At 69.5% G+C, this 13,729-nt stretch carries 11 protein-coding genes; 9 read left to right on the top strand and 2 right to left on the bottom strand.

Annotated features, from left to right (window positions below; all coding sequences use genetic code 11):
• Positions 1-448, top strand: a 448-nt coding sequence (locus ACOMG5_RS11375) for a PQQ-binding-like beta-propeller repeat protein (protein ID WP_420343920.1), incomplete at its 5' end; no start/stop codon positions are given.
• 74 nt (positions 449-522) lie between these two features.
• Here the strand turns inward: ACOMG5_RS11375 and ACOMG5_RS11370 are convergent.
• Positions 523-1,554 (bottom strand): substrate-binding domain-containing protein, encoded by a 1,032-nt coding sequence (locus ACOMG5_RS11370; RefSeq protein ID WP_420343919.1) that lies wholly within the window; start codon positions 1,552-1,554, stop codon positions 523-525.
• A gap of 219 nt (positions 1,555-1,773) precedes the next feature.
• Here ACOMG5_RS11370 and ACOMG5_RS11365 point away from each other — a divergent pair, with 219 nt between their 5' ends.
• Genes ACOMG5_RS11365 through ACOMG5_RS11345 form a run of 5 tightly spaced genes read left to right on the top strand, consistent with a single transcriptional unit; the run spans position 1,774 to position 7,318 of the window.
• Positions 1,774-2,826: a sugar ABC transporter substrate-binding protein gene (locus ACOMG5_RS11365; protein WP_420343918.1), complete on the top strand. Its 1,053-nt coding sequence runs from the start codon at positions 1,774-1,776 to the stop codon at positions 2,824-2,826.
• A gap of 53 nt (positions 2,827-2,879) precedes the next feature.
• A complete protein-coding gene (locus tag ACOMG5_RS11360; protein ID WP_420343917.1) occupies positions 2,880-3,704 on the top strand; it encodes an ATP-binding cassette domain-containing protein in 825 nt (274 codons plus the stop codon).
• Entirely contained in the window at positions 3,701-4,939 is a 1,239-nt protein-coding gene (locus tag ACOMG5_RS11355; RefSeq protein WP_420343916.1) for a sugar ABC transporter permease, read from the top strand. Before ACOMG5_RS11360 ends, ACOMG5_RS11355 begins: the two co-directional genes overlap by 4 nt.
• Before the next feature lie 18 nt (positions 4,940-4,957).
• Entirely contained in the window at positions 4,958-5,686 is a 729-nt protein-coding gene (locus ACOMG5_RS11350; RefSeq protein ID WP_420343915.1) for an SDR family oxidoreductase, read from the top strand.
• Between the two features lie 18 nt (positions 5,687-5,704).
• A complete protein-coding gene (locus tag ACOMG5_RS11345; RefSeq protein WP_420343914.1) occupies positions 5,705-7,318 on the top strand; it encodes an FGGY-family carbohydrate kinase in 1,614 nt (537 codons plus the stop codon).
• A gap of 3 nt (positions 7,319-7,321) precedes the next feature.
• Here the strand turns inward: ACOMG5_RS11345 and ACOMG5_RS11340 are convergent, their stop codons facing one another.
• The gene (locus ACOMG5_RS11340; protein WP_420343913.1) at positions 7,322-8,296 is read right to left on the bottom strand and encodes a LacI family DNA-binding transcriptional regulator; all 975 of its coding nucleotides are present in this window, start codon (positions 8,294-8,296) and stop codon (positions 7,322-7,324) included.
• 182 nt (positions 8,297-8,478) lie between these two features.
• Between ACOMG5_RS11340 and ptsP the strand changes: the two genes are divergently transcribed.
• The 3 genes from ptsP to ACOMG5_RS11325 are packed head-to-tail and all read left to right on the top strand — an operon-like array spanning position 8,479 to position 13,692.
• Entirely contained in the window at positions 8,479-10,986 is a 2,508-nt protein-coding gene (ptsP, locus tag ACOMG5_RS11335) for a phosphoenolpyruvate--protein phosphotransferase (RefSeq protein ID WP_420343912.1), read from the top strand.
• The gene (locus tag ACOMG5_RS11330; RefSeq protein ID WP_420343911.1) at positions 10,983-11,924 is read left to right on the top strand and encodes a 1-phosphofructokinase family hexose kinase; all 942 of its coding nucleotides are present in this window, start codon (positions 10,983-10,985) and stop codon (positions 11,922-11,924) included. Before ptsP ends, ACOMG5_RS11330 begins: the two co-directional genes overlap by 4 nt.
• Positions 11,925-11,967: 43 nt before the next feature.
• On the top strand, positions 11,968-13,692 hold the full coding sequence (locus ACOMG5_RS11325; RefSeq protein WP_420343910.1) for a fructose-specific PTS transporter subunit EIIC: 1,725 nt from the start codon (positions 11,968-11,970) through the stop codon (positions 13,690-13,692).
• The last annotated feature ends 37 nt before the right edge of the window (positions 13,693-13,729 follow it).

Here is a 13,729-nt window from a genome sequence, read left to right as displayed (position 1 = left end):
CGAGCCGATCACCTACAAGAAGGGCGCGGCCTACCTGGGCGCCGGCTTCACCATCAAGCCGCTGTTCGAGGACCATATCGGCAGCCTGAAGGCGATCGACCCGAACACCGGCGACATCAAGTGGGAATACAAGAACGGCGCGCCGCTCTGGGGCGGGGTGATGAGTACGGCGGGCGGCCTGGTGTTCGTGGGCAACCCGGAAGGCGAATTCATGGCCTTCGACGCCGATACCGGCGAGAAGCTGTGGTCGTTCCAGACCGGCTCGGGCATCGTCGGCCAGCCGATCACTTGGGATCAGGATGGCGAGCAATATGTCTCGGTCATCTCGGGCTGGGGCGGCGCGGTTCCGCTCTGGGGCGGCGAGGTCGCGAAGAAGGTGAACTACCTGAACCAGGGTGGCACGGTCTGGACGTTCAAGCTGCCGAAGCAGCTCGCCGCGGCGCAGTAACCTCTTACCTCTGGAAATCCCCTCACGAACGAACTGGAAAGGGGCGCGGGATCACCGCGCCCCTTTTCGCGCGGCTAGGCGGCATAGGGCGAGGGCACCATCCGCACCGGCACCTCGACCTTGCGGTTGCCCTGTTCCTTCGCGGCCATCATCTCGAACAGCACGTCGAGCATCGCGGGCACATCCTGGCGCGCCATGGTGATGTTGCGGTCGACCAGCCCGGCGAACGGGTCCCAGTCGAAGCTGCCGACATGCGGGGCGGGCGCCGATTCGGGGCGGCGCAGCTTCAGCCAGCGCATGATGCCTTCGAGCGCGCTGGTGGAATTCACGAAGATCCCTGCGGGCAGGCGCGCGGATGCCTCCGCCAGCCGCATGATAGCCTGTTCGGCGCGCTCGGCGGCATAGCCCACGGGCAGGATCAGCTCCTCGCGCACGGTGATCCCGGCCTGCTCATGCGCGGCGCGGAAGCCGCGGATCCGCTCCAGGGTATTGTGATCGGTGGAGCGGCCGCCGATGAAGGCCAGCGGCTCCGCCGTGCCGGGCGCCTGGCCGCAGGCCCGCAGCACATCGGCGGTGAGCGCGCGCGCGCCGCCATAATTGTCGGAAATGACCGAAGGGGCTTCCTGGCCGGGCAGGTCGAGGTTGTAGGTCTCGACCCCGGCGCCGCGGCACAGCACGCTGATCAGGTCGGGGTTGGTGGCGCCGGTCGCGATGATGCAATCCACCTTGTAGGACAAGAGTGTACGCGCCGCCTGGATCTCCAGCTCCGGGTCCCGCTGGGTGCAGGTGATGATCGGGAACAGGCCGCGGGCGCGGGCGCGCTGCTCGAACTGCTCGGCGATGGAGCTGAAGTAGCGGTTGTCGTATTTCGGCATGATCATGCCGATCAGGTTGGAGCGTTTGCGCCGCAGCGCCCGCGCCTGCTGGTTCAGCGAAAACCCCTGCGTATCGGCGATATGGCGGATCCGCTCGGCCGTCGCGGCGCTGATCCGGCGCGATTTCCAGTTGCCGTTCAGCACCGCGCTCACCGTCGAGGCGGAGACCCCGAGCTGCGCCGCGATGTCGTAGATGGTCGTCTGCCGGGGCGGGTCGGGGTTTTGGGTCACGATGGCCTCCTCGCGATGCAGCTTGACACCTGAATGACATTGAAGCAACCATGCACCATCGGTTGTGCAGCTTTGCGCCACCGATGGTGCTAATGAATGCGCAGGGGCAGGAGGAGGCGCCCGCATCGCCCGGCTTTCGGCCGCGATGCAGAAGGCGAGGCCTGTCGGTCTGCGCGGCGGCCGGATCGGGCCGACATGGAGAGAGTGGAGGAGTTCACGATGAAGATTTGCAATCGGCCCGTCACCACGGCCGCAATCCTGATGGCCGGCCTGCTGGGCTCGGCGGCCTATGCCGCGCCGAAGGGGACGGTGGCGTTCCTGATGCCCGACCAGGCATCGACCCGCTACGAGGAACATGATTTCCCGGGCTTCAAGGCCGAGATGGCGAAGCTCTGCCCGGAGTGCACCGTCGTCTATCAGAATGCGAATGGCGACGTGGCGCTGCAGCAGCAGCAGTTCAACTCGGTGCTGGCGCAGGGCGCCACGGTGATCGTGCTCGATCCGGTGGATTCGGCGGCGGCCGGCGGCCTCGTCAATATCGCGCAATCGCAGGGTGCCAAGGTCATCGCCTATGACCGCCCGATCCCGGATACGCCGGCGGATTTCTACATCTCCTTCGACAATGAGGCGATCGGCAAGTCGATCGCGGACTCGCTCGTTGCGCATATGAAGGCGGCGGGCGTCGCCGAAGGCGCGGGCGTGCTGCAGATCAACGGCTCGCCCACCGATGCGGCGGCCGGGCTGATCCGCGACGGCATCCACAAGGGGCTGGAAAGCTCCGGCTACAAGACGCTCGCCGAATATGACACGCCGGAATGGGCGCCGCCGAAGGCGCAGCAATGGGCGGCGGGCCAGATCACCCGCTTCGGCGACGAGATCAAGGGCGTGGTCGCGGCCAATGATGGCACCGCAGGCGGCGCCATCGCGGCCTTCAAGGCGGCCGGTGTCGCGCCGGTGCCGCCGGTGACGGGCAACGATGCCACCGTGGCGGCGCTGCAGCTGATCATCGCGGGCGATCAGTACAACACCATCTCCAAGCCCTCCGAGATCGTTGCGGCGGCGGCGGCGAAGGTGGCGGTGCAGTTCCTGAACGGGGAGACCCCCGCGGCCAAGACCGAGCTCTACAAGACCCCGAGCGAGCTCTTCGTCCCGGCGGTGGTCACGGCCGAGAACATCAAGGCGGAGATCTTCGACAAGGGGATCCAGACCGCGGCCGAAGTCTGCACCGGCGAATATGCCGCGGGCTGCAAGACCCTCGGCATCACCAACTGACCCGCAATCCGGTGCCGCGCCTCTGGCGTGGCACCTCCGACCGGACATAGCAGATGAGCGTGACACATCCGGGCGCCGAGGCCGCGCCCGCCGCAGCGGGGGAATGCATCCTGCGCCTGCGCGGCATTTCCAAGAAATTCGGCGCCGTTTCCGCGCTGACCGATATCGAGCTCGATGTCCATGCGGGCGAGGTTGTGGCGCTTGTCGGCGACAATGGCGCGGGCAAGTCGACGCTGGTGAAGGTGCTCGCGGGCGTGCACCAGCCGAGCGCGGGCACGATCGAATTCTGCGGCCGCGAGGTCTCGCTTTCGGATCCGGGGGCGGCGCTGAGCATGGGGATCGCGACGGTGTTCCAGGACCTCGCCCTGTGCGAGAACCTCGACGTGGTGGCAAACCTGTTCCTTGGCCACGAGATGGCGCCCTGGCGGCTCGACGAGGTGGGGATGGAGGTCCGCGCCTGGACGCTACTGCAGGAGCTGGCGGCGCGGATCCCCTCCGTGCGCGAGCCGATCGCCTCGCTCTCGGGCGGGCAGCGGCAGACGGTCGCCATCGCGCGCTCGCTGCTCCTCGACCCGAAGATCATCATGCTCGACGAGCCCACCGCCGCGCTCGGCGTCGCCCAGACGGCGGAGGTGCTGAACCTGATCGAGCGCGTCCGCGACCGCGGCCTCGGCGTGATCATCATCAGCCACAACATGGAAGACGTGCGCGCCGTCGCAGACCGCATCGTCGTGCTGCGTCTGGGCAAGAACAACGGCGTCTTCACGCCGGAGGCCAGCAACCACGAACTGGTGGCCGCCATCACCGGCGCCACCGAAAACGCCGTATCCCGCCGGCGCGCCCGCAAGGCCGCCGAACAGGGGGAGATTTCCGCATGAGCCAGAAGCAACCCGCCCTCGACCGCAGCGACGAACGCGTCCGCCATGCGGAAACGCTGGGCGACAGCCTGCGCGCCTTCCTCGACCGGGTCCGCTCGGGCGATCTCGGCATGCTGCCGGTGATCGTCGGGCTGATCGTCATTTCGGTCGTGTTCACCTCGCTCAACCCGGTGTTCCTCGCGCCGAACAACCTCGTCAACATGCTGTTCGATTGCGCCACGGTGGGGATGATCTCGCTCGGTATCGTCTGCGTGCTGCTCTTGGGCGAGATCGACCTTTCGGTGGGCTCCATGAGCGGCTTCGCCTCCGCCATCGTCGGCGTGCTGTGGGTGAACCACGGCTGGCCGGTGCCCGCGGCAATCGCGGTGGCGATCCTCGCCGGGGTCGCGGTCGGCGCGATCTACGCGACGCTTTACAACCGCCTCGGCATGCCGAGCTTCATCGCCTCGCTCTCGGGCCTGCTCGCGCTTCTGGGCATGCAGCTCTATATCCTCGGGCCGACCGGCTCGATCAACCTGCCCTATGCCTCGCCGCTGGTGAAATTCGGCCAGGTGCTGATCATGCCGGATTGGGTGGCCTATGTGGCGGCGCTGCTGCCGGGTGCTGCGCTGCTGGTGACCGGGCTCTCGGTGCGGGCCCGGCGGATGACTGCGGGCCTGACCGCGCAGCCGATGGCAAACCTGATCCTGAAAGCCGCGGCGATCACCCTCGGGCTGCTGTTCGCGGTCTATTACCTGAACCTCGGCCGGGGCGTGCCGTGGATGTTCGGCCTGTTCGTGCTCCTCGTGGTGGCGATGAACTATGCGCTCACCCGCACGCGGTGGGGCCGTTCCATGTTCGCCGTGGGCGGCAACCGCGAGGCCGCGCGCCGCTCGGGCATCAATGTGCGGCGGATCTATCTGTCGGCCTTCATGCTGTGCTCCACGCTGGCGGCGCTCGGCGGGGTGCTCTCGGCCTCGCGCCTGGCCTCCTCCAGCCAGCAGGCCGGTGCGGGCGATGTGAACCTGAATGCCATCGCAGCGGCAGTCATCGGCGGCACCAGCCTTTTTGGCGGGCGTGGCAGCGCCTGGGCAGCACTTCTGGGCATCATCGTGATCCAGGCGATCTCCAACGGCCTGACGCTGCTGAACCTGTCGTCCTCTTTGCGCTACATGATCACCGGGGCGGTGCTGGCCATTGCCGTGATTGTGGATTCGCTCGCCCGGCGCTCCCGCGTCAGTCACGGCCGCGCCTAATTCCCAGGAGAACTGAACATGGCTGAATCACTGCAAGGCAAGGTTGCCGCCATCACAGGGGCTGCCTCCGGCATCGGGCTGGAATGCGCCCGGCATCTGGTGGCGGCGGGGGCGACGGTCGTGCTCATCGACCGCGCCGAGGACCGGCTGAAGGCACTGTGCGTCGAGATCGGGCCGCGGGCGCTGCCGCTGGTGGTGGATCTGCTGGATGGCGCGCAGGTCTCGGGCATGCTGCCGCGGATCCTGGATCTGGCGGGGCGGCTCGATATCTTCCACGCCAATGCCGGCGCCTATATCGGCGGCCCGGCGGCAGAGGGGAACCCCGACGCCTGGGACCGCATGCTGAACCTCAATATCAACGCGGCCTTTCGCTGCGTGAATGCGGTCCTGCCGCATATGATCGCGCAGAAGTCGGGCGACATCCTGTTCACCAGCTCGGTCGCGGGCGTGGTGCCGGTGGTCTGGGAGCCGATCTATACCGCCTCCAAATTCGCGGTGCAGGCCTTCCTGCATGCGACCCGGCGGCAGGTCTCGCAATACGGGATCCGCATGGGCGCTGTGCTGCCCGGTCCGGTGGTCACGGCGCTGCTCGACGATTGGCCGAAGGCCAAGATGGAGGAGGCGCTGGCCAACGGCAGCCTGATGCAGCCGAAGGAGGTCGCGGAGGCGGTGGTGTTCATGCTGACGCGGCCGCGCGGTGTGGTGATCCGCGATCTGGTGATCCTGCCCAACAGCGTCGATCTCTAAGCGCCGGAGGGCTGCGGCATGGCACAGGCAAGCACAGCGCAATCCTATCTGATCGGTGTCGATGTCGGCACCGGCAGCGCCCGGGCGGGCGTGTTCGATGCCGGGGGGCGGATGCTGGCCTCGGCCCGGCGCGAGATCACGCTCTGGCGCGCGCCCGGCGGGATCGTGGAGCAATCCAGCGACCAGATCTGGGAGGCGGTCTGTGCCTCGGTACGCGAGGCGGTGGCGGCCGCAGAGGTGCCTGTGGCGCAGGTGAAGGGCATCGGCTTCGATGCCACCTGTTCGCTCGTGGTGCTGGGGGCGGAGGGGCGGCCGCTGCCCGTCGGCCCGTCGGAGGATCCGGCGCGCAACATCATCGTCTGGATGGATCACCGGGCGGTGGCGCAGGCCGAGCGGATCAACGCGCTCGGCCATGAGGTGCTGCGCTATGTGGGCGGGCGGATCTCGCCCGAGATGGAGACGCCGAAGCTCCTGTGGCTCTCCGAGCATCGCCCGGAGGTCTTTGCCGAAGCCCGGGATTTCTTCGACCTCGCCGATTTCCTGACCTGGAAGGCCACCGGAAGCCGCGCGCGCTCGACCTGCACCGTCACCTGCAAATGGACCTATCTCGCGCATGAAGGCCGCTGGGACCCGGAGTATTTCCGCAAGGTCGGCCTCGGGGTGCTGGCCGATGAGGGCTTCGCCCGGATCGGTACGCAGGTCGTCGCGCCCGGCACGGCTCTGGCGCAGGGCCTGGGCGCGGAGGCGGCGCAGGCGCTCGGGCTCCTGCCCGGTACCGCCGTGGGGGCGGGCATGATCGATGCCCATGCCGGGGGCATCGGCACCGTGGGCGTGGAGGGCGCGCCCACGCGCACGATGGCCTATGTGTTCGGCACCTCGTCCTGCACCATGACCAGCACCGCGGCGCCGGTTTTCGTGCCGGGCGTCTGGGGGCCCTATTATTCGGCGATGGTGCCGGGGCTGTGGCTGAACGAGGGCGGCCAGTCTGCCGCCGGTGCCGCGATCGACCAGCTGCTCTCGCTGCATCCGGCGACGCCCGAGGCGCGCGCGCTGGCGCAGGCGGCGGGCAAGCCGTTCCCGGTCTATCTGGCCGATCGGGCCGTCGCGGCCGCGGGCGGCCCCTCCGAGGCGATTCGCCTTGCGGACCGGCTGCATGTGGTGCCCGAATTCCTGGGCAACCGCGCGCCGCTCGCCAATCCGCATGCCCGCGCCCTGATCGCGGGGCTGGGGATGGAGAGCGATCTCGACAATCTCGTCGCGCTCTATGTGGCGGGGCTGTCGGGCGTGGCCTATGGGCTGCGCCAGATCATCGAGGTGCAGGCGCAGGCGGGGGCGCCGGTCGGGGCCATAGCCATCAGCGGCGGCGCCGGGCAGCTCGATCTGATCCGGCAGCTGCTGGCCGATGCCACCGGCACCCCGGTGATCGCCACGGCAGCCGAGGAGCCGGTTCTTCTGGGCGCCTCCATCCTCGGTGGGGTGGCAGCGGGGCTCTACCCCGATATGTCCGCCGCCATGTCGGCGATGACGCGCGCGGAGCGCCGCTATGCGCCGCAGGGTGGGGAGATCGCCGCGCTGCATGACCGCCGCTATGCGGCCTTCGTCAAGCTGCAGAGCCTCGGCGCGGAGCTGTAGACCTCAGGCGGGGGCGGTCGATCCCCGCACCACCAGCTCGCCCGAGAGCGTCACCTTTCGGCTCGGCAGGTCCGGGTGGTCGAGCCGCGCGAGCAGCATCTGCATCGCCTCGCGGCCGAAGCTCTCCACCGGCTGGCGAATCACGGTGATCCCCGGCTCGACGAAGGTCGTCCAGGGCTCGTCGTCGAAGCCAGCGATGGCGACGTCTTGCGGAATCGCCAGGCGCCGCTCGCGGCACAGCCGCAGCATGGCGCCGATGAAGAGCCCGTTGGAGAGCACCACCGCCTCCGGCTGCTCCGCGAGCAGGCCGCAGAGCGCATCATGCCCGGCATCGGTGCTGGGCGCGACCATCCGCAGGATCGGTGCCAGCCCATGGCGGCGCATCGCGCTCTCGAAGCCTTCGCGCCGCTCGGCGCCGGTGGCCGATGTCGCGCCGAACAGCCCGGCAATCCGGCGTCGGCCGGTCGCGACCAGATGATCCACCAGCATCTCCGCCGCCGCGCGGTTGTCCAGCACGACGGTATCGCGCGGCCCGCCCGGCAGCCCGCGGTCCACCAGCACGACAGGCATGTCAAAGCCCGCAAGCTGCGCCGGCGCCAGCGCGCGCGTGGGCGCGAGGATAAGGCCGCTCACCCGTTCCTCCGCCATCAGGCCCAGGTACATTTCCTCGCGCGCGGGGTCTTCGTCGGTGTTGCACAGCAGCACGCGCATGCCGTTGCGGTAGGCCGCCGTTTCCACTGCCCGGGTCAGCTGGGTGAAGAACGGGTTGCGGATATCGGCCACGATCAGCCCCACCGTCATCGTCTGCTGCGAGCGCAGCCGCCGCGCCGCGAGATTCGGCCGGTAGCCCGTCGCCGCGACCGCGGCCTCCACCTTGCGGCGCACGTCCTCGCTCACCGGCCCCTTGCCGAGGGCGCGCGAGACGGTCGAGGGCGCCACCCCGGCCGCGCGGGCCACATCCTTGATACTGATGGTCATGATGCGTGGAAACGATCCCGGTTCTGTTCGCGGATAGAATGGCCTTTACCGCGGTTCTTGGCAACGAAATTGCGGGTCATTGAGCGGTTTTGGCGCGCAGGATGAAAATTCAGAGTGGAAACGTTTCCACAAATCAGGTAAGACAGATAGAAACCGGAGATTGGGAGGAGCCAGTGTCCCAGATGAGCGAAATGGATATTCTGCCGCGCGAGCTCGTCCGCCTCGACGCGACGGTCGCCGACAAGGCCGATGCCCTGCGTCAGGCGGCGGCGCTGCTGTTGGCCGCGGGCTGCGTGAAGCCCGGGTTCGAGGACAGCATGACCCGGCGCGAGGCCGCGTCGAACACCTATCTGGGCAAGGGTATCGCGATTCCGCATGGCATGGTCGAGGACCGCGACCTGATCCAGCGCGACGGCATCGCGGTGTTGCAGGTGCGCGGCGGCGTCGAATGGAACGCCGGGCAGCGCGCGCAGCTGGTGGTGGCGATCGCCGCGCGCTCCGATGCGCATATCGGGATCCTGCGGCGCCTGACCCGGCTTTTGCAGGACGATGCGCGGATCGCGGCTCTGGCCGCGACGGATGATGCGCAGGCGGTGATCGCAGCGCTGAGCGGGGCTGCGGCGGCCGAAGCGGTGGGTGAGGTCGCGACCGACCTCGCGCAGGGGTTTGACTGGGTGCTGGATTACCCGAACGGGCTTCACGCCCGGCCCGCCACGGAATGGGCCGAGACCGCGCGCCGGTTCGCGGCCCGCATCCGGGTGCGCCATGGGGCAGAGGCCGCCGATGCGCGCAACCTGATTTCGCTCCTGCAGCTCGGGCTGAAGGCGGGGGAGACGATCACGGTTTCCGCCGATGGCCCGGATGCGGCCGATGCGCTTTCCACGCTGAAGATCGTGCTGAGCGGGCTCAGCGCCCGCGAGAAGGACGAGGCGCGCAAGGCCGAGGCGAAGCGTGCCGCGGCTGCCGCGGCCGGTGCCTGGGTGCCGCAAGACGGGCCCGATGTGGTCGAGGGGGTGTCTGCCTCGCCGGGGCTCGCGATCGGGCGGCTGCACCGGATGCTGGCCGGGCCGGTGGTGATCGCCGATACGGCGGTCGATCTGGCCACTGCGGCGGACCGGCTGCACGATGCGCTGGCCCGTGCGCGCGAGCAGCTCCGCGCGCTGGCCGATGATACCGCCCGCCGCCTGGGCGAGGCCGATGCCGGGATCTTCCGTGCGCAGGCCGAGCTGCTGAACGACCCGAGCCTGATCACGCTTGCCTCGCAGAAGCTCGTCGAGGGGCACGGGCTCGCCTGGTCCTGGAACGCGGCGATCGAGGAGACGGCGGCGCAGCTCCTCTCCGTTGGTAATGCGGTTCTGGCCGGCCGCGCGACCGACCTGCGCGATGTGGGCCACCGAGTACTCGCGCTGATCGATCCGGCCTTCGCGCGCCCGACTCCGGCCGAAGTCCCCCCGGGCACGATCCTGATTGCCGATGACCTGACCCCCACCGATACCGCGGGCCTCGATCCCGAGCGCATCGCGGGCCTCGTGACGGCGCAGGGCGGGCCCACCTCGCATACCGCGATCCTTGCGCGCACGCTGGGCCTGCCTGCGGTCGTTGGTGCCGGGGCGGCGCTGGCGCGGCTGCCGGAGGACGGCGAGGCGATCATCGATGGCAGCACGGGGCGGCTCTATCTCGCGCCCACCGCGCAGGATCTGGCCTCGGCCCGGGCCTGGATCGAGGGCGAGCATGCGAAGCGCGCCAAGGCCGCAGAGGCCCGCGCGCTGCCCGCAAAGACCCGGGATGGCCACCAGGTGGCCATTGGCGCCAATATCAACCTCGCCGAGCAGGCCGCCTTCGCGCTGGAGCAGGGCGCGGAGGGCGTCGGCCTGATGCGGACTGAATTCCTGTTCCTCGAGCGCGGCGACAGCCCCTCCGAGGAGGACCAGTACCGCGCCTATTCCGAGATGTCGCGCGCCATGGGCGGGCGGCAGCTGGTAATCCGCGCGCTGGATATCGGCGGTGACAAGCAGGTGAGCTACCTCGACCTCCCGCGCGAGGAGAACCCGTTCCTGGGCGTGCGTGGCGCGCGGCTGCTGCTGCGGCGGCCGGAGCTGCTGGTGCCGCAGCTGCGCGCGCTGTACCGCGCGGCAAAGGATGGCGCCGATATTTCGGTGATGTTCCCGATGATCACCTCCGCGGCCGAGCTGCTTTCGCTGCGCGAGACCTGCGCGCAGATCCGCGCCGATATCGGCGCGCCGGAAGTGCCGCTCGGGATCATGATCGAAGTGCCCTCCGCGGCGCTGATGGCGCAGGAGCTGGCGCAGCACGCGGATTTCTTCTCGATCGGCACCAATGACCTGACGCAATACACGCTGGCGATCGACCGGCAGAACCCGGTGCTCGCGCCCGAGGCGGACAGCCTGCATCCGGCAGTGCTGCGGCTGATCGAGCGCACGGTTGCAGGGGCGCATGCCCATGGCCGCTGGGTCGGCGTCTGTGGCGGGATCGCGGGCGATGCCTTCGGTGCGGCGCTGCTGGCGGGGCTGGGCGTCGATGAGCTGTCAATGACGCCGCGCGACATTCCGGCGGTGAAGGATGCGCTGCGCAGCGCCGATATCTCCGGGCTGAAGGCGCTGGCCACGCGGGCGCTGGCGGCGGCGGATGCCGCTTCGGTGAGGGCGCTGGCGGTGGAGCTTCCGGCATGATCCATACGGTCTGTCTCAATCCGGCGATCGACCAGACGGTCTGCCTCGATCATCTCGCCCCCGGCGAGGTGCACCGGGCGAGCGCGGTCTGGCGCGATCCGGGCGGCAAGGCGGTGAACGTGGCGTCGGTGCTGGCCGATTGGGGGCTTCCGGTCACCGTGCATGGCCTTCTGGGCGCGGAAAACGAGGCTTCTTTCGAAGAGCTGTTTGCGCGCAAGGGGATCGCGGATGCGATGGTGCGCATGCCCGGCGCCACCCGGACCAACATCAAGATCCTCGAAACCGGCGGGCGCACCACCGATCTTAACCTGCCGGGCTTCGCGGCCGACAGTGCGGCGGCCGGGGCGGTCCTGGCGGGGCTGGATGCGGTGGAGGATCTGGTCGTGGTCTCGGGGAGCCAGCCCGACGGGCTGCCGCCCGGCGCCACGGCGGATCTCGTGGCGGCGCTGGCAGCGCGGGGCGCGCGGGTGGTGCTCGATGTGAGCGGCGCGCCGCTTGCGGCCGCGCTCGCCGCGGAGCGGCTCCCGCATGCGATCAAGCCCAACCGGCACGAGCTCGAGACCTATACCGGGCGCAAGCTCCAAGGGCGCGAGGTGCTGCGCGTGGCGCGCGGGTTGCAGGAGCGCGGGATCGCGCTGGTGGTGGTCTCTCTCGGCACCGATGGCGCGCTGTTCGTCTCGGCCGAAGGCGCCGTGCAGGCGCGCCCGCTTGCGCTTGCGACCGGCAGCACGGTCGGCGCGGGCGATGCGATGGTCGCGGGGATCACCGCGGGCCTCGCCGAGGGGCTGGGGCTTGCGGATCTCGCGCGGCAGGCCACCGCATTCGCTGCGGGCAAGCTGCGCAATCCGGGGCCGCACCTGCCGCCTGTGGCGGAGGTCAGGGCGCTGGCCGGGCAGGTGGAGCTGCGCCCGGTCGCGGAAGAAATCACCGGGGGATGAGCCCGGATGTCCGGCGGGGACCGGACAGTCAGAGGAGGAAGCAATGTCGAATTTCGTTGCCGTGGTCGGTGCCGGGGAGCTCGGCACCCATGCGGTTCTGGCCCGCGAGGCGCTGAAGAAGGCGGCCCGTGCGCTCGGCCAGACAATCGCCGTGGAGGTCGAGACCGCCGATGGCGTTCTGGATCCGCTCGATGCTGCCGCGGTGGGGCAGGCCGAGGCCGTGCTTCTGGTCGGCCATGTCGACGAGGCCCGGTTCGGGAGCCTGCGCAAGGTCAGCGCAACGCTGGCCGAGGTGCTGCAGGATGCGGGCGCGGTCGTCGGGCGGCTGGCAGTCGGGGCGGATGCGGCGCCGCTGCCGCAGGCCGTGTCCGGCGCGCTGAAGATCGTGGCCATCACCTCCTGCCCGACCGGCATCGCGCATACGTTCATGGCGGCCGAGGGGCTGCAGAGCGGAGCGGCGGGGCTTGGCCATACGATCCGGGTGGAGACGCAGGGCTCGGTCGGCGCGCAGGATGCGCTGAGTGCGGAGGAGATCGCCGCGGCGGATCTGGTGGTCATCGCCGCCGACAAGCAGGTGGAGCTTGGCCGCTTTGCGGGCAAGCGCGTGTTCACCTCGCCCACGAAGCCTGCGATCAACGACGGCGCCGGGCTGATCCGCCGCGCCATTGCCGAGGCGAAGCTGCAGGGCGCCGAAGCCGCGGCCGCAAGCGATGCCGCGCCCCAGCCCGCGCACAAGACCGGCATCTACAAGCACCTGATGACGGGCGTGTCCTTCATGCTGCCCTTCGTGGTGGCCGGCGGGCTGCTGATCGCCATCGCCTTCGCGCTTGGCGGGATTTATGTGTACGAAGACCAATATGCCGGGACGCTGGGATACGTTCTGTTCCAGATCGGGGCGAAGGGCGCCTTCACGCTGATGGTGCCTGCGCTTGCGGGCTATATCGCCTATTCCATCGCCGACAGGCCCGGCATCGCGCCGGGCATGACGGGGGGCGTGATCGCGGGCACGATCGGGGCCGGGTTCCTCGGCGGTATCGTCGCGGGGTTCATCGCGGGTTATGGCGTGCTGCTTCTGAACCGCTGGATCCGCCTGCCAAAGACGCTGCAGGGGCTGAAGCCGGTGCTGATCCTGCCGCTGCTCGGCACGGCGCTCACGGGCCTTCTGATGTTCTATGTGGTCGGCGCGCCGACGGCGAAGGCGCTCGCGGCGCTCACCTCCTGGCTGCAGGGGATGCAGGGCTCCTCGGCCGCGATCCTCGGGCTGATCCTCGGCGGCATGATGGCGGTCGATATGGGCGGGCCCATCAACAAGGCGGCCTATGTCTTTGGGACCACGCTGATCGCTTCGAACGTGACCGAACCGATGGCCGCGGTGATGTGCGCGGGCATGACCCCTCCGCTCGCGCTCGCCATCGCGACGCGGCTGATGCCCGGCCGCTTCACGCCGGAAGAGCGCGAGGCGGGCAATGCAGCCTTCGTCCTCGGCCTCGCTTTCGTCACCGAAGGCGCGATCCCCTTCGCGGCGCGCGACCCGCTGCGGGTGATCCCGTCGCTGATCGCGGGCTCCGCGGTGGCCGGGGCGCTGTGCATGGCGATGGGGGTGCAGCTGCGCGTGCCCCATGGCGGTATCTTCGTGCTGCCGATCCCGAATGCGGTGGGCAATCTCGGCGGCTTCGTCGTCGCCATGCTTGCAGGCACAGCGGTTTCGGTCCTGGCGCTGGCGCTGGCCAAGCGGCGCGTTGCCGCTCCGGCCGCAGCCGCCGCCTGACCGGAGCCCGCCCGTGCCGGGGGTCCTCCCCCCTCCG

It is taken from the genome of Paenirhodobacter sp. (assembly GCF_041916475.1).
Taxonomy (GTDB): Bacteria; Pseudomonadota; Alphaproteobacteria; order Rhodobacterales; family Rhodobacteraceae; genus Rhodobacter.
This window is presented reverse-complemented; position numbering and strand designations above follow the sequence as displayed.

Excerpts from the sequence above, each read along its gene's own strand:
- ACOMG5_RS11365 (WP_420343918.1), top strand. The coding sequence starts at position 1,774 with ATGAAGATTTGCAATCGGCCCGTCACCACGGCCGCAATCCTGATGGCC.
- ACOMG5_RS11360 (WP_420343917.1), top strand. The coding sequence starts at position 2,880 with ATGAGCGTGACACATCCGGGCGCCGAGGCCGCGCCCGCCGCAGCGGGG.
- ACOMG5_RS11355 (WP_420343916.1), top strand. The coding sequence starts at position 3,701 with ATGAGCCAGAAGCAACCCGCCCTCGACCGCAGCGACGAACGCGTCCGC.
- ACOMG5_RS11350 (WP_420343915.1), top strand. The coding sequence starts at position 4,958 with ATGGCTGAATCACTGCAAGGCAAGGTTGCCGCCATCACAGGGGCTGCC.
- ACOMG5_RS11345 (WP_420343914.1), top strand. The coding sequence starts at position 5,705 with ATGGCACAGGCAAGCACAGCGCAATCCTATCTGATCGGTGTCGATGTC.
- ACOMG5_RS11340 (WP_420343913.1), bottom strand. The coding sequence starts at position 8,296 with ATGACCATCAGTATCAAGGATGTGGCCCGCGCGGCCGGGGTGGCGCCC.
- ptsP (WP_420343912.1), top strand. The coding sequence starts at position 8,479 with ATGAGCGAAATGGATATTCTGCCGCGCGAGCTCGTCCGCCTCGACGCG.
- ACOMG5_RS11330 (WP_420343911.1), top strand. The coding sequence starts at position 10,983 with ATGATCCATACGGTCTGTCTCAATCCGGCGATCGACCAGACGGTCTGC.
- ACOMG5_RS11325 (WP_420343910.1), top strand. The coding sequence starts at position 11,968 with ATGTCGAATTTCGTTGCCGTGGTCGGTGCCGGGGAGCTCGGCACCCAT.